The 16,043-nt window shown below is 41.1% G+C and carries 15 protein-coding genes and 1 other annotated feature; of the genes, 2 read left to right on the top strand and 13 right to left on the bottom strand.

The annotated features are described in order from the left end of the window. Together AOQ70_RS04080 and AOQ70_RS04075 are read right to left on the bottom strand one after the other, a co-directional pair. Nucleotides 1-945 carry an ABC transporter permease gene (locus tag AOQ70_RS04080; RefSeq protein ID WP_047201795.1) on the bottom strand — a complete coding sequence of 315 codons (945 nt, stop codon included), beginning with the start codon at nt 943-945 and terminating at the stop codon, nt 1-3. Nucleotides 946-1,061: 116 nt separating this feature from the next. After that, nucleotides 1,062-2,699, bottom strand: coding sequence for a peptide ABC transporter substrate-binding protein (locus AOQ70_RS04075; protein WP_059374935.1), 1,638 nt, complete (start codon nt 2,697-2,699; stop codon nt 1,062-1,064). A gap of 482 nt (nt 2,700-3,181) precedes the next feature. Beyond that, nucleotides 3,182-3,402, top strand: a binding site (T-box leader). A gap of 54 nt (nt 3,403-3,456) precedes the next feature. Here AOQ70_RS04075 and trpS point away from each other — a divergent pair. Further along, nucleotides 3,457-4,452: a tryptophan--tRNA ligase gene (trpS, locus tag AOQ70_RS04070; RefSeq protein WP_059374933.1), complete on the top strand. Its 996-nt coding sequence runs from the start codon at nt 3,457-3,459 to the stop codon at nt 4,450-4,452. Nucleotides 4,453-4,487: 35 nt separating this feature from the next. Here trpS and AOQ70_RS04065 read toward each other — a convergent pair whose 3' ends face one another. The 9 genes from AOQ70_RS04065 to AOQ70_RS04025 form a co-directional block, all read right to left on the bottom strand. Beyond that, nucleotides 4,488-5,240: a YjbA family protein gene (locus AOQ70_RS04065; protein WP_039177811.1), complete on the bottom strand. Its 753-nt coding sequence runs from the start codon at nt 5,238-5,240 to the stop codon at nt 4,488-4,490. A 157-nt stretch (nt 5,241-5,397) separates the two neighbouring features. Then, nucleotides 5,398-6,297, bottom strand: coding sequence for an oligopeptide ABC transporter permease (gene opp4C, locus AOQ70_RS04060; protein ID WP_080772319.1), 900 nt, complete (start codon nt 6,295-6,297; stop codon nt 5,398-5,400). A 33-nt stretch (nt 6,298-6,330) separates the two neighbouring features. Then, nucleotides 6,331-7,281 carry an ABC transporter permease gene (locus tag AOQ70_RS04055; protein WP_034621771.1) on the bottom strand — a complete coding sequence of 317 codons (951 nt, stop codon included), beginning with the start codon at nt 7,279-7,281 and terminating at the stop codon, nt 6,331-6,333. Between the two features lie 216 nt (nt 7,282-7,497). Then, nucleotides 7,498-9,132, bottom strand: coding sequence for a peptide-binding protein (locus AOQ70_RS04050; RefSeq protein WP_039177804.1), 1,635 nt, complete (start codon nt 9,130-9,132; stop codon nt 7,498-7,500). 85 nt (nt 9,133-9,217) lie between these two features. Beyond that, nucleotides 9,218-10,240, bottom strand: coding sequence for an ABC transporter ATP-binding protein (locus AOQ70_RS04045; RefSeq protein ID WP_059374932.1), 1,023 nt, complete (start codon nt 10,238-10,240; stop codon nt 9,218-9,220). Next, on the bottom strand, nt 10,237-11,217 hold the full coding sequence (locus AOQ70_RS04040; RefSeq protein WP_039177799.1) for an ABC transporter ATP-binding protein: 981 nt from the start codon (nt 11,215-11,217) through the stop codon (nt 10,237-10,239). The genes AOQ70_RS04045 and AOQ70_RS04040 overlap by 4 nt, the downstream gene beginning before the upstream one ends. Before the next feature lie 149 nt (nt 11,218-11,366). Next, nucleotides 11,367-12,170: a DUF2268 domain-containing protein gene (locus tag AOQ70_RS04035; RefSeq protein ID WP_039177797.1), complete on the bottom strand. Its 804-nt coding sequence runs from the start codon at nt 12,168-12,170 to the stop codon at nt 11,367-11,369. Nucleotides 12,171-12,247: 77 nt separating this feature from the next. After that, complete coding sequence (gene fabF / locus AOQ70_RS04030; RefSeq protein WP_039177794.1) at nt 12,248-13,489, bottom strand: beta-ketoacyl-ACP synthase II; 1,242 nt, start codon at nt 13,487-13,489, stop codon at nt 12,248-12,250. Between the two features lie 21 nt (nt 13,490-13,510). Next, nucleotides 13,511-14,449, bottom strand: a complete 939-nt coding sequence (locus AOQ70_RS04025; protein WP_024425052.1) for a beta-ketoacyl-ACP synthase III — start codon at nt 14,447-14,449, stop codon at nt 13,511-13,513. Between the two features lie 171 nt (nt 14,450-14,620). On the opposite strand from AOQ70_RS04025, the gene AOQ70_RS04020 reads away from it, so the two are divergent. Further along, nucleotides 14,621-14,854 (top strand): hypothetical protein, encoded by a 234-nt coding sequence (locus tag AOQ70_RS04020; RefSeq protein ID WP_039177793.1) that lies wholly within the window; start codon nt 14,621-14,623, stop codon nt 14,852-14,854. Between the two features lie 10 nt (nt 14,855-14,864). Here AOQ70_RS04020 and AOQ70_RS04015 read toward each other — a convergent pair whose 3' ends face one another. Together AOQ70_RS04015 and AOQ70_RS04010 are read right to left on the bottom strand one after the other, a co-directional pair. After that, nucleotides 14,865-15,062 (bottom strand): ComZ family protein, encoded by a 198-nt coding sequence (locus tag AOQ70_RS04015; RefSeq protein ID WP_059374930.1) that lies wholly within the window; start codon nt 15,060-15,062, stop codon nt 14,865-14,867. Between the two features lie 13 nt (nt 15,063-15,075). Next, the gene (locus tag AOQ70_RS04010) at nt 15,076-16,038 is read right to left on the bottom strand and encodes a BMP family ABC transporter substrate-binding protein (RefSeq protein WP_058838840.1); all 963 of its coding nucleotides are present in this window, start codon (nt 16,036-16,038) and stop codon (nt 15,076-15,078) included. Nucleotides 16,039-16,043: the final 5 nt, after the last annotated feature.

Genomic DNA, 16,043 nt, shown 5'->3' with positions numbered 1-16,043 from the left:
TTAGACCCCTTTCTTCGCCTTCGTCAGTTTAATTCTAGGATCGATAATACCGTAGAGAACGTCAACGACTAGAATACTGACTAATAGAATAATACTGTAGAAGACTGTTACACCCATGATGACAGTGTAATCACGGTTTGTAATGCTTGTGACAAAGTGAGAGCCTAAGCCAGGGATACCAAATATCTTCTCAACGACAAAACTACCTGTTAAAACTGAAGCAGCCATTGGTCCCATGTATGTGATAACAGGCAACAATGCGTTTCGGATGGCGTGTTTGATCGTCACAGCTGATTTTGTTAATCCTTTCGCTCTAGCCGTTCTAATGTAGTCACTATTTAGTACTTCAAGCATACTTGACCGTGCAAGTCTAGCGATAAATGCCATTGGCATGAAGGAAAGTGCAATAGAAGGTAGTACGGTGCTGGCCCAAGACTCCCATCCTGCAACTGGGAAGATCGCTATAATGCTTGCCTCAGATGCAAATACATATTGTAGTAGCGCCGCTAAAATGAAACTTGGAACTGAGATTCCAAAGATCGTTAAAATGGCAATCGTATAGTCTTGCCACTTGTTATGATAGAGCGCTGCAAGGACCCCAAACAATACACCAAATGCTAATGCGAGGAGAATTGCCTCAATTCCGAGGGTAAAGGAAACGGGGAATCCAGAACTGATTAAGTCATTTACGGTTTGTCCTTTATATTTAAATGAGGGACCAAAATCTAATTTTGCAACTGAACCTAAGTAGCTTACATATTGAACAAATAAGGGCTTGTCCAATCCGTAGTGCTCGTTTAGGTTTGCTTCAATTTCAGCAGGAAGTTTCTTCTCTCCAGAGAATGGACCACCAGGTGCTGCCTGCATGAGAAAGAAAGTTGCAGTTACAATAACAAACAGTGTGATTAAAATATATATTAATCGCTTACCGATATATTTAAGCAACGGAATTGCACCTCCATGATTTTACAACAATTTCTCTAATCAGCAAGAAAGGTATATGGAGAGACATCCTCCATATACCTTAAGATCCTTGCCGTAGATCTCTTACACTATGACTCTTACTTTTCGAAATGTGCCCATTTGTATTGAACATCACCTAGTCCAGATACAACTACACCTTTTAGTTTAGGATCTTGTACCCAAAGCTGAGTGTAGAAGTAAATTGGTGCTACAGGCATATCGTTGATGATGATTTCTTCTGCTTTTTTCAGCATTTCTTCACGCTTTGTTTTATCTGTTTCTTTAGCAGAATCATTCAACAATTGTTTGTACTCTTTGCTTTCCCATCCAGTGTCGTTGTTTCCACCGTCTTTATCTTTGTAAAGCTCAAGGAAGTTCACTGGATCGTTGAAGTCACCTAACCAGCCCATACGTCCGATTTGGTAGTCTCCACTGTGGATTTTGTCGATGTATACGTTCCACTCAGAGTTATCAAGTTCAACTTTCACACCTAAATCTTTTTTCCACATTTCTTGAATTGCTTGTGCAATCTTTTGGTGGCCTTCATCAGTGTTGTAAGAAAGTTTCAATGTTGGAAGATCAGAAACAGACTTATAACCTAATTCTTTCACACCTTTTTCAAGAAGCTCTTTAGCAGTTGCTACATCGTGATCTTTGAAGTAGCCAGTTTTGTTATCAGTGAATCCTTCCATTGTTGGAGGAACGATTGCCATTGCTGGCACTTGCTCACCTTGCGTAATTTTGTCAACGATCGCTTGACGGTTGATTGAGTATGTCAGGGCCTTACGGATATTTGCATTGTTTAAAGGTTTTACTTTTGTGTTGAATTTGTAGTTATAGATACCAGCGATCGTTTGGATTTTCAGACCGCCTTCTTTTTTCAATGTTTTTAAAGACTCAGTTGGAAGGCTTCCAGTTGGAGAACCAGCCCAGTCAAGCTCGCCTTTTTTGAACATGCTAAGCTCAGTGTTTGTATCTTTGATCATAGACATGTTGATTTTTTTCAATTTCACAGTATCTTTATCCCAGTATTCATTGTTCTTTTCAAGCGTGATAGAACCGCCATGTTTCCATTTAGAAAGAACGAATGGTCCGTTAGATACGTAGTTTTCACCAGCATTTGTGTACCAGTTTTTATTCTTTTCAGCCACTTTTTTGTTGATTGGCATATACGTATAGAATGCAGTTAGTTCAGTAAAGAACGGTGTTGGGTTCTCTAGCTCAACTACAAGCGTTTTGTCGTCTTTAGCTTTAATGCCAACATCAGCAACTTTCGCTTTCCCTTTGTTCGCTGCTTCAGCACCTTTAATATAGTAAAGCTGGTAAGCATATTGAGATTCATTTTTAGGATCTAATGCCCATTTCCAAGCATATTCGAAATCTTTAGCTGTAACAGGGTCACCATTAGACCATTTTGCATCACGAAGTGTGAATGTGTATGTTTTACCATCAGCACTTGTTTTGATATCAGAAGCCATTGCATTTTCTGGCTTTCCTTCAGCGTTAATTCTTGTTAATCCTTCAAAAGTCTGACGGATGACACTACCTGAAGTTGAATCATTTGCCAATCCCGGATGTAGAGAAAAAGGCTCAGTGGAGATATTCACATTTAATGTTGTTTTAGCCTCTCCAGAACTGCTCGTGCTGTCGCCTGATTTGTTTCCGCTGAAACCACAAGCGCTTAATACAAGTGTGAAAATAAGCATTAAAGTAACAACAGACCAACGCTTTTTCAACTGTATTCCCCCTTATAATATGTTTTTAGTTCAAAGGTCTCGATAGAAGATGAGATTCAGATTTAAGAAATAGCGTAAAAAAGTCCCTGAATAGCTTACTTTCTATTTCTTTTGTTTTTTCTGAATTTTCACTATGTAAAGAGCCTAGCACAAACGTGTGAACAAATTCATTATAATGAATAGAATAATTTATTGCAATATCAATTTCATATATTTTTTAAAAACGTAAATGGGGATAAAGAGGGATTTTTATAAACTAAAGTCTCAATCACTTCAACAAATTAAAGCGTAAATTGATTAAAATAATTTAACAAATTCAGCAGGAATAATGTTTTATACATATAATTAATCATCCTTTTTTAAAAAATTCTGACAGATATTTGTTATTTTATCTAAAATTTTAAGTGTCAATAGGCATGATGAGAAGGTCACATAATGGCTTCGTGACTTTTTCATGGACATCCTTTATAATAGATAGACATATTGTTGCGGTGAAAAAGAAGAGTACATATATTCACCATTTACAGAGAGTCTGCGGCCGGTGTGAGCAGATAATGGCATGTATGGAATGGGCTTTGGAGCAGCTAACCGAACACTTCTAAAAAAGTGAGTAGGCTTAGACGGAGCAGTCTCCGTTATCAACGTCTTGAGTGATTTCTATGTGAAATAACAAGGGTGGTACCACGGTTCATTCGTCCCTTTTCTGTTGAAAAGTGATGGGTGGGCCTTTTTTATATTGAAGAAAAGAGGTTTTAGTATGACAAAGAAGACAATTTTTTCAGGCATTCAGCCGAGCGGTTCTGTCACATTAGGGAACTATATTGGAGCAATGAAGCAATTTGTCGATTTGCAGCATGACTATAATGGCTATTTTTGTGTCGTAGATCAGCATGCGATTACAGTGAGTCAGGACCGATTAGCTCTCCGCCAAAATATTAGAAGCTTAGCAGCTCTTTATTTAGCCGTTGGACTTGATCCAGAGAAGGCAACATTGTTTATCCAATCAGAGGTACCTGCTCACGCCCAGGCAGGATGGATGCTGCAATGTGTTGCTTATATTGGAGAATTAGAAAGAATGACCCAATTCAAGGACAAATCCGCTGGTAAGGAAGCCGTTGTTTCAGGCCTATTAACGTATCCCCCATTAATGGCTGGCGATATCTTATTATATGGTACTGATTTAGTCCCTGTTGGAGAAGACCAAAAGCAGCATCTTGAATTGACTAGAACGCTTGCTGAACGCTTTAACCGAAAATACAATGACATCTTCACTGTGCCTGAAGTGAAAATTCCAAAAGAAGGCGCTCGGATAATGTCTTTAACAGATCCAACGAAAAAAATGAGCAAATCCGATCCGAACCAAAAATCCTTCATTACCTTATTAGATGAACCAAAGCAGCTTGAAAAGAAAATCAAAAGTGCTGTGACGGATTCAGAAGGCATCGTCAAGTATGACAAAGAGAACAAGCCTGGAATTGCCAACTTGCTGACGATTTATTCTGTATTAGGCAACATATCGATTGCAGAGCTGGAGCAAAAGTACGAAGGCAAAGGATATGGTGAGTTTAAAGGAGATCTTGCGAACGTTGTCGTTGATGCTTTAAAACCAATTCAAGATCGTTACCATGAACTGATTGAATCAGACGAGCTTGACCGTATTCTAGACGAAGGTGCTGAAAAAGCAAACCGCGCAGCAAACAAAATGCTGAAAAAAATGGAGAATGCGATGGGTCTTGGCAGAAAACGCAAATAAAAAAAGCTTGCAGCACTACCCGCTGCAAGCTTTTTCTAATTTACTTTTGATTCGTTTTCCATTTCCCAAAGCTTTTCGAAAAATGGCTGTCCTTTAATCATTTTTTCACAGAAGGCTAAATGATTCTCTGACCACCCATCAATCGTTTCATTGTAAAGCATGTTCCAAATCTCTTCGAATGACATTCGTTTGATTTGGTTGTACATGCGCGGGTTCCATTCCGTATACCAATACGCAATCTCCGCCCTGTTTTGGAGCCCCTTTAATTGATCGAGTGCCATAAACATCAGCTGCTTCAGCTGTCTTTCTTTTCTCGTTAATCCGCTGATATGCTGCGGCGGCAGTGATAGAATGTGGTACTCCTTCGTCGATTCAAGACTGTCCTTAGAGAATTCATATTCTTCTGCTTTCACATCTTTCACCATTTCATAGACCAATTGCTCCTGCCTTGGGATCAAGCGGCTTTTTCTCACAGGAATGGAATACCCAATCGTATCCACGGCAATGATTCGTATGCCGTCTGTGACTACAAAGCAATATTCTAATTTACGGCGCTCATGATTTTTTCGAATATATGATTTCTCAAAAACAGACTCTAGCAGCGTCTTTGGCAGCTCTGAAAGATCATTCTCTATGTAATCAAACAAAGGACTCTGCACCTTAAGTAAAGGCACTTGATCTAACAGCTCAACGCTGTCCTCCTTACGCCACTCATGAAAATGACACACATTGTAGCCATTTTCTTCCCCTTCAAACCAATTCACCCATACGTCATGAAGAAATAACATAACCAATCCCTCACTTTATAAAAACTGTTGTCCACAGTATGGGCAAGGGATAGAGAAATTATTCCAACTTTATCAAAACTTCAAGCTGGATGAATGACGGCTTCGTGTCTTTATTTCATTCAGGAAACGGAGGGCGCACGCAGAGCCCCTTTAAACCTTACTTCAGCTTTTTAGGATCAAGCGCATCTCTCAGCCCATCTCCTAAAAAATTAAAACATAAAACAGTCAGCAAAATGAGTAAGCCTGGGAAAAGCGGGTACCACCACGCTTGCACCATAATCGAGAAATTTTGTGCATCTTGCAGCATGTTGCCCCAGCTTGCCGTTGGCGGCTGAATACCAAAGCCAAGGTAGCTGAGCGTTGATTCAGCTAAAATGACAGAGCCTACTTTTAATGTAGCTGACACAATAATAGGACCGATACAGTTCGGTAAAATATGCGAAAAGATAATGACATGATTTTTCGTTCCAATGGTTCTTGCCGCAAGTACGAATTCTCTTGTTCGAAGTGATAAGAATTCACTGCGAATGAGCCTGGCGGTTGTTGTCCAGCCAGTCAGAGCAAAGATTAAAATCAATTTATCAATGCCCGGTTTGAAAATGGTGACGAGCGTGATCAATAGAAAAATATCTGGAATCGACAACACGACATCCACAAACCTCATTAACAAGGAATCAACAAACCCTTTGAAATACCCCGCGACCGCGCCAACGACAGTTCCAATAGTGATTGCACCAACCACCGAGACGAAACCGACCAATAAAGAAACGCGCGCGCCATATAGCACCCTTGAGAAAATATCGCGGCCAAACTTGTCTGTCCCCATAAAATGCTCAGCACTTGGCGGCTGGAGCCGCTTCAATAAATCTTGATGCTCTGGTGCATATGGAGCGATCACTGGAGCAAAAATGGCAGAAAAAATAATGACCAATAAGATCACGGAGCCGGCAACTGCCAATTTATTTTTGAAAAATTTCTCGCAAAATAAACGCAGCATTGTCTCTGGCTTTGGCGGAAGGCCCTCCTTTAATTTGATATCAACAGGAGGTGTTCCCATATTAGGCTGTGCCAATTGTCCTTCAGCTCCCTTCTAATATTCAATACGCGGGTCAACGATCGCATATAAAATATCCGCTATTAAATTTCCCACCACCACGAGCACTGCGGAAATAACGGTCATCGCCATAATGACCGGATAATCTCTCGAAAAGGCAGAATCAATGAACAGCTTTCCAAGTCCAGGCCAGGTGAAGATTTGTTCCACCACAACCGCGCCGCCAATAAAGGATGGTATCATCAATCCGAAAATCGTTATGACAGGCATAAGACCGTTTCGTAAACCATGTTTAAAAATAACTTTGTTTTCTCTAAAGCCTTTCGCTCTTGCGGTGCGAATGTAATCCTGCCTCATGACATCAAGCATACTCGACCTTGTGTACCGGGTCAGCCCTGCCATATCAGCCGTTGCTAAAACAAAGGCAGGTAAAATAATGTGATGGAGCCGATCAAACACATTAAAATCAGCATTCAAGGTAGAGACTCCGCCAGTCGGGAACCACCCTAGGTTCACGGATAAAACCATAATGAGGATGAGACCAAACCAAAAGTTTGGAATAGCCAGTCCGATAAAAGATGTAACCGTAATCCCATAGTCAAGCTTTGTATACGGACGTTTTGCTGAAAGAACACCAAATGGGATGGCGATCAGCAGGGCAACTAATGTAGAAAAAATCATGAGGATGAGGGTATTTGGCAGCCGGGCAAAAATCAAATCAGCCACGGGCGTTCCCTTTTTGACAATGGATGTGCCAAAGTCACCTTGAAGCATATTGCCAAGCCATTTCATATATTGCACATATTCCGGATCATTCAAGCCGTACTTATCAATAAATGCTTCCCGGTCTGCCGCACTAATGGTAGGGTCCATCATGAGTGACATCGGATCGCCTGGTGCTGCTTTCATAATGGCAAAGGACAAAATGGTAATCCCTAATAAAATAGGAATAGAGAGCAATGTCCTTCTAATGATATATGTAACCATATGCACAACTCCTTTTTCATCGGATCGCCATTCTGTGAAAAAAAGGCTAAAATGAAGTTATTTTAGCCCTTTGTCTTCTTTTCAGCGTGATATAACCCCCCTTGAATTCTCGTGCTGATGCAGAGCGCGATTAGCACCACGCAAAGACCGGACACCAAATGCAAGGAATTGTTCTCACGGTGAATGGGGAGAATCCTCCCCCTCTTCACTATCAGCCTACTGTTCAAGCCACCATTTTTCGATTTTGTAATACTCATCTTTCGGGTGGTAAGAATAGCCTTGAAGATTAGATGGCATAGCGCGATGTGAGTTAGCATAGTAAAGGAACGTATATGGCTGATCCTCTGCGATCAGTTTATAAATTTTTTCATATGCCTTTGAATAATCTTTTCGATCGCTTAATTTTTTAGCATCGACTAACAGCTTATCGACCTCTTTATTTTTATACCAGATGTTATTTAAGCCTTTTTCTGACTGGCTTGAGTGGAAGATGCTGAATTGATCAGGGAATGTCGCAAGGCTCCAGCCGAGCAGCAGTGCATCATAATCCCATTTAGGCGGTGTCGTCTGCTCAATGAGTGCACTGAATTCCACAATTTGCGGCTTCGCTTCCACACCAATTTCTTTGAGCTGCTGCTGGACAACGACAGCGATATCTTCACGAACTTTATTTCCTTGGTTGGTCTTTATGACAAAGGAGAATTTCTTGCCATCCTTATCAAGATAGCCGTCTCCATCTGTATCCTCCCATCCCTCTTCTTTCAGCATCTTTTTGGCTTTTTCTTGATCAAATTCAAATACTGGAACACTTTCATCCTTTGGATAGTTCCAGGACAGCGGACTTTCTGGAATGTTAGCTACTTTGCCGTCTCCATCTAACACTTGGTCAACAATCGTTTGACGATCAATGGCATGTGTCAGCGCTTGGCGGACCTTTTTACTCTTAAAAAGTTCATTTTTCTGGTTCCAGCCAATGTATGAATAATTCAGGCCTAGGTCAGATTCAATTTTAATGTTGCTGACTTTTTCAGCTGTTTGCAGCTCCGCTCCTGGTACAGCAAAGAAATCAATATCGCCTGCTGAAAGCTGAGCAATGGCTGCATTTTGGTCAGGAATCGTTTTAATCGTGACGGTATCAAGGTATGGACGTCCATCCCAATAATCGTCAAAGGCTTCTAGTTTGACGTAGTCTCCTTCTTTCCACTCTGCAAATTTAAATGGACCAGAACCGATTGGTTTTTTTCGGTTAAATTCGTTTTCACCGAGATCCTTTATAGGCACATCACCTAAAATATGCTTAGGTAAAATGCCGTAGCTTCCTAATGTAACATTATAAAAATAGGGATCTTTTTTATTAAGCTTAAATTCGATCGAGTAGTCCCCTGTCTTTTTAACAGACTCTAATACTTCAAAGCCTGATCCGCGTTCCCCATTGTAGTCCTTATTGATTGGAATGCTGTATGTAAACACAACATCATCAGCAGTCAGTTCTTCACCATCATGAAACTTCACACCTTTTTTAATGGTGACATCAAACTGCTTGCCATCATCTGATTCTTTAATATCCTCTGCCAGCGATAGCTGAGGGTTCAGCTTTCCGTCTGTTTGAAGCAAGAAGCTGTAGATTCTTTCTTCAATATCAGAGCTTGCCACATCTGTAGAATACAGAGAGTTAAATAATGTTGGCTCTGCAATTGAACCGATGACAAGATCTCCGCCTTGTACCGGTTTACCAGTGGATTTCTTTTCACTGTCTCCAGATGTTTTATTTCCACCAGAACAAGCAGCTAGGATTAATGTAAAAATCAGCAGTAAACTGACCAAAATGGACTTTCTATTTCTAACTTTCATAGACAATTCCCCCTATTCTTTTTTAAAAATCATGACAGAATCCTGTTTCATCCCCCCTCTCAAAGATGAGATCATACAAGCTTGATCAAGCGTTGTAGAGGTGGCAGGCAACAAAGTGATTCGTTTTTAACTCCTGAAATGCTGGTACTTTTTCTTTACAGATTTCTTTCGCATGCGGGCATCTTGTGTGAAATACGCAGCCTTTTGGCGGATTTGCAGGACTCGGCAGGTCGCCTTGCAGCATAATGCGTTCTCTTTTCACCTGCCCTTTTTTACGGGTGACAGGAACGGAAGAAAGCAAGGCCTGTGTATATGGATGGAGCGGTTCATCGTACAGACTATGTTTATCGGCAAGCTCCATCATTTTGCCTAGATACATGACGCCGACTCTATCGCTAATATGCCTGACCACACTTAAATCGTGAGAGATAAATAGATAGGTAAGGTCAAATTCCTCCTGAAGCTCCTTCATTAGATTAATGACCTGGGCCTGAATGGATACATCAAGTGCCGATACAGGCTCATCTGCGATGATCATGTCGGGATTCATGGCAAGCGCACGAGCGATGCCGATTCGCTGCCTCTGCCCGCCTGAAAATTCATGGGGATAGCGGTTCGCAAAGCTTGGATGAAGGCCTACCTTTGATAAAAGCTGTTCTACTTTTTCATTTCTTTCTTTTAAGGAATATAAGTGATGTGTTTTGTAGGGTTCTTTGATGATGCTTCGAAGTGTTTTTCTAGGGTTGAGTGATGCAAAGGGATCTTGAAAAACCATTTGGATGTTTTTTCGTGTAGATTGTCTTAGCTTTGATTCTGATACGCGCGTGATGTCTTGCCCTTTAAAAAAGATTTGACCGTCAGTTGGTTCATATAGACGAATCATGGTCCGTCCTAATGTGGATTTACCGCATCCTGACTCCCCGACAATACCTAACGTTTCACCTTTATAAATCTTCAAGTCTATGCCGTCAACAGCTTTTACTGCACCGACTTTTTTCTGAAAGACACCCGCTTTAATCGGAAAATGTTTTCGAATCTGTTTCAGTTCAAGAATCGTTTCTTTCTCTGGTAATTCCGTTATTTGTGTTTGATTTTGAGGAAGGGTCATGTTTGATCTGCCTCCTCATATAAGAAACATCTGACGCTTCTGCCATCTTCAAATGTTCTCAGCTTAGGCAGTTCACCCAGGCAGCGTTCCTTCACTTGCGGACATCTAGGAGCAAAGCGGCAGCCGGCTGGAAGCTGATCTGGCGCAGGAACATTTCCTTTGATGGCTGTTAACGGCTGGATGTCTCCGTCAATGACAGGAATTGATTCAAGCAGCCCTTCTGTGTAAGGATGAAGCGGCTGTTCAAACAACTCTTCCACGGTTCCATTTTCAACAACCTGTCCGCAGTACATGACAATCACTCGATCTGCTACTTCAGACACGACACCTAAATCATGTGTGATAAGAAGAATAGAAGTACCAAAGGTAGAGCATAAATCTTTCATTAATGTGAGGACCTGTGCTTGAATGGTCACATCCAGGGCTGTTGTCGGTTCATCTGCAATGAGAAGCTTCGGATCACAGCTGAGCGCTATGGCAATCATTACTCTTTGCCGCATGCCGCCTGATAATCGATGCGGATAATCTTTCATGATTTGCTCCGGACGGGAAAAACCAACAAGCTTCAGCAGATCAACCGCTTTTTTGACCGCTTCTTTTTTTGAAAATTTTTTGTGATAGATGAGGATTTCTGTTATTTGTTCTCCGATGGTTAAGACGGGATTAAGTGAGGTCATGGGTTCCTGAAAGATCATAGATACTTCATTACCACGGATGCTGCATAATTCCTTTTCACTATATGTAACAAGGTCCTTTCCATCAAGTTTGATAGAACCGTCCATAATTTTCCCACCAGTTCCATGAATCAGACCCATAATGGATAAGGACGTAATGCTTTTGCCAGATCCAGACTCACCGACTAATGCGACAGTTTCTCCTCTGTTGATGCTGAAATCAACGCCATCAACAGCAGGTATCGGTTCCTTTTTTCGAAAAAAATATGTTTTTAAGTTTTGCACTTCAAGCAGCGTGCTCATTCATTCGCCCCTTTCTCCATAGATCAATAGAATTGAACCTGAATATTCCGTCTTTTTAAAATAAAAAGAATTATTTGTATATTATTACATCGCTATGACGAAATCAAGAAGTATTTAGTAAATTTGTAATATGTCTCTTTTTATGTTAATTACTCACTTTTTGATTCTATCGCCTTTAAAAAAGTTTCTGACGGCTCTGCAATCATAGACTCCTCGCTGATTCGGTGCTCATTAAAATATTTTTTCACGATATAAAACCCGGTGGCGTAACCAAGCATTTTAGGGTAGTTCCCTTTTCCATAAAGAAGATTCTGTATCAGCCTTTCGTCGTCCTGGACTTTTTGATCAAGATGACTGGATACCCATTTCTTGTACATGCGCTGAAGCTGGGATTCGCTATAGAAGGTGGTCCATTTCGCTGTATAGCTTTCACCATATCTATGATACACAGCATATTCAGCGAGCCCCTCCATCATGATTGTATCGAGGAATGTAAAGTCTTTTTCTTCTTTTGAGAGAAAATGCAGCCTGCATACATGGTGATACTCGTGAGTCAGCAATGTACCGATTCGCTCCTTCGGGGTATTTGGAGACAAAAAAAGAAAGACCTTGTCATCAAATGCCATGCCGGATTGATAATAAAATTGCTCTCTGATTTCTCTGCTGCTCTCGTTGACAGGTAAAATAAACACAGGGATGTCAGGACCTTCCCACTCTTTTTGAAGCGTTTGGTATTCTTTCATGACAAGCTTGAAGTACCCTTTTTCTTTGAGCTTGTCGATCATGTTTTTACACGAGCTCCAAGACCGAACCATCCCGTGATGCTGCAGGTGAGCGAGGATAGACGACCATTCTTTTTCCTCTGCCCCTTTAAAATAAGGAATAAAGCGCGCCGCAAGCTCCTGAAATGATGATGATTGATGAATGAGATATTGTGTATTGATCAGACCCATACCGCTGAACACCTCCATTTTCATCATATGCAAAAAAGCGGCGATCTGTTTATCGACCGCCGCTTTCTCAGGAAGTATTACGCTTCGTATTTTTTGAAAATTATTGTCGCATTATGCCCGCCAAAACCAAGTGAGTTACTTAAAGCAACTTGTACTTCTTTTGAACGTGCTTCATTTGCTACATAATCAAGATCACATTCTTCATCCGGTGTTTCAAGATTAATGGTCGGAGGAATGACGCTGTCTTTAATCGCAAGAACAGAGAAAATAGCTTCTACTCCGCCCGCTGCGCCAAGTAAGTGACCTGTCATTGATTTTGTTGAACTGATTGCAAGCTGGTTCGCATGCTCTCCGAACACTTCTTTAATCGCCATTGTTTCAAATTTATCATTGTAAGGTGTGCTTGTTCCGTGGGCATTGATATAATCAATGTCTTCCACAGACAAACCTGCATCTCGAATCGCTTCTTGCATTGCACGGACGCCGCCTTCACCGTTTGGAGCTGGCGCCGTAATATGGTAGGCATCTCCAGTTGAACCATAACCAACGATTTCAGCATAAATGGTCGCACCACGTTTTAACGCATGCTCAAGTTCTTCAAGAACAATAATCCCTGCACCTTCACCCATGACAAATCCGTCACGGTTTTTGTCGAACGGACGGCTTGCTGTCTTTGGATCAGGATTTGTCGAAAGGGCTTTGTTCGCACAGAAACCCGCAAACGACATTTTTGTTAACGGCGCTTCTGTTCCGCCTGTTATCATTGCATCTGCATCTCCGCGCTGAATGACTTTAAATGCATCACCAATTGAGTTTGTACCTGTTGCACATGCTGTCACTGTACAAGAGTTAACTCCTTTTGCACCAAGTGCAATAGAGATTTGACCTGTCGCCATATCAGGAATCATCATTGGGACGAAGAATGGACTTACGCGTCTTGCCCCTTTATTTGAATACACTTCGAACTGCTCTTCAAATGTTTCAAGTCCGCCAATACCAGACCCAACCCATACACCAACACGCGGTGCGATTTCATCTGTGATTTCAAGACGTGAATCTTCGAGCGCCTTTTGAGCAGCAACGACTGCATATTGCGTAAAGCGTGCCATTTTTCGCGCTTCTTTTTTCTCCATGTAATCTTCAATGTTAAAATCTTTTAGTTCTGCTGCTACTTTTGCGGTATATTCACTTGAATCGACACGTGTAATCGGTCCAACCCCTGATACACCCGCTAAAGCATTTTTCCATGTTGACTCTACATCGTTGCCAAGTGGTGTCAAAGCACCTAATCCTGTAACAACTACTCGTTTCTTATCCATTAATTTGTGCACCCCACTCTTTTATCGGCCCCATCGCATAGCGATTGCGCCCCAAGTTAATCCGCCGCCAAAACCAACCATTACAATCACATCGCCGTCATGAATTTTTCCGGCTTCGATTTCTTCACATAGTGAAATTGGAATGGATGCTGCTGACGTGTTTCCATATTTATGGACTGTTTTCGACATTTTTTCAACTGGCAGCTCTAAGCGTTCGCGTGCTGCTTCCATAATGCGAATGTTTGCTTGATGCGGAATCAAGAAGTCAACGTCTTCTTTAGATAGCCCAGCTTTTTCAATGACGTTTACACTTGACTCGCCCATTTGTCTTACAGCAAATTTAAATACTTCTCGTCCATTCATGATTGTATGATCTTTTTCATCTAAGTACAAGTGCTTCCCGCCGCTTCCATCTGCTCCGAGTTCAAATGATAGAATTCCTTTGCCTTCGCTGACTTCTCCCAGCACAGCAGCTCCAGCTCCATCTCCAAACAAAACAGCTGTATTGCGGTCATCCCAGTCGGTAATGCGAGAAAGTTTTTCAACACCGACGACAAGCACGTGTTTGTATGTTCCCGATTCGATAAATTGTTTTCCAGTAACAAGCCCATACATAAAGCCAGCACACGCAGCGCTAATATCCATTGCACATGCTTTATGTGCACCGAGCTGCTCTTGAATCATACAAGCGACTGTCGGAAATGCTTGATCTGGCGTGACTGTTGCCACAAGAATCATATCGATATCTTCTGCAGCCACATCTGCGTCAGCTAATGCTTTTTTTGCAGCAGCAAGCGCCATATGAGATGTATTGACATCATCAGATGCAATTCTTCTTTCTTCTATACCTGTTCTAGTACGAATCCACTCGTCAGAAGTTTCAACCATTTTTTCTAAATCATGATTTGTTAATACTTTTTCAGGTATATAGCGGCCAAGGCCAATAATTCCAGCATTCATTGAATAAGACTCCTTTTACTCATACGAGCATGTGATATTGTGATCTTATATTAGTATCTGGTACTAATTTTACCTTATTTTTTTCTTCTTGGCAATACAAACGTCTAACCTTTCCTCTCACTTTTTTCATAGATTAATGATATATACCAATAGTAGAAAGGAACATGTGATATGGCGCAAAAAGATATTTTCTCAGCAATGATGTTTGGACAGCCGATTGAAAAGGAAAAAAGTAAGTCAGAGGCAAAGGAGGAACGTGCGGAGACATCTTCAAGTGATGACTCAATTGACTACATGCATGTCATGAATCAAATTGGGAACATTATGAACTCCATCGATGAGCTGAAGCCCGTGTTTAAAGATGTTGGTCCTATGATTAGTGCCTTCAAGAAAAAATTATCATAAAAAAAAGCCACTATTCTGTGGCTTTTTCTGATTCTGCATCTGCTTTTCCAAGCTCATATGCTTCCTGCATGACAGATGTAAATAATGTTAGCAGCGGCTGAAGCGCTTCAGGCTCAAGCTGAATCCCTGCTTTATCTAACTCTTCCTTTGCCTGCGGAAAATACTTCATGGCAATTTGTAAAAATTGCATCGATTTTTCGTGCTGCATGATCGTCGTCTCCTCACTTTTCATTTGGCAGTTTGCCAGTTTTTTTGTAAGACGCAATATCACTTTCAATGTCTTTCACAAAAGCGTCGTCAATGGTGGTGCTAAATTTCCCCATCTCGATCACTCCTTCTTTAAAATCAAAGGAGTACTCACCTTGTTCATTTAGCTTGCCTTCATTAAATTTCTTTGCAATGATGCTGTACGCTTTATCAACATGCTGGACAGTGCTCGTTAAAACCGTATGACTTCCAAGGTTGGATTGATCGGTCACGTACCCGATCGCTGATAAATTATCGGCTTTGATTTGTTCAATGACAGGGATATTATAACCATCACCTGCGGGATACACAACATCTACGCCCTGCTTTTTTAATTTTTGATAGAGCTCCACAGCTTTGTCAGCATCATCCCAGTTTTCGACAAACTCTGCTAAAACTTGTACATGTTCATCTTGATATTTTGCCCCTTTGATAAAGCCGTCTACCTCACTTTGCCAATCATATGTAGCAAGAATACCAATCTTTTTTGTTTTAGACATATGTGCAGCTGTCATGCCTCCGAAAAAGCCCATCGCTTCACCTTTAAACGTCACGTTTGTGACATTGTCCGCCTGAGGCTTGTTTCCATTGACCGTAATAAATTGTATGTTTGGATAATCTTCACTGATCAAGTTGAAAATTTCACTGTATTCATTGCCATGGCCAATAATCAAATTGACTCCTTTTTTATGGAATTCTTCAATGGCATCAACGATTTTCTCCTTGTCGACCATTCCTTCCTTATAATAAACATCTACACCAAATGTTGATTGGATACTTAATAAGCCTTTATAACCTTTCGTTCCCCAAACTTGATCATTGATCGTATCGGGGACGAGTAAACCCACCTTCTCAATTTTTCCTTTTAAAGGCGCCTGCGAGCAGGCAGATAATAGAAGAAGGAACGAAAAGATCATGACAAGCCGCTGGTACTTCATGCCAT

The organism is Bacillus sp. AM 13(2015) (assembly GCF_001518755.1).
Lineage (GTDB): Bacteria > Bacillota > Bacilli > Bacillales > Bacillaceae > Bacillus > Bacillus safensis.
The sequence above is the reverse complement of the archived record's forward strand: the minus strand, read 5'-3'. Positions and strand labels throughout refer to the sequence as shown.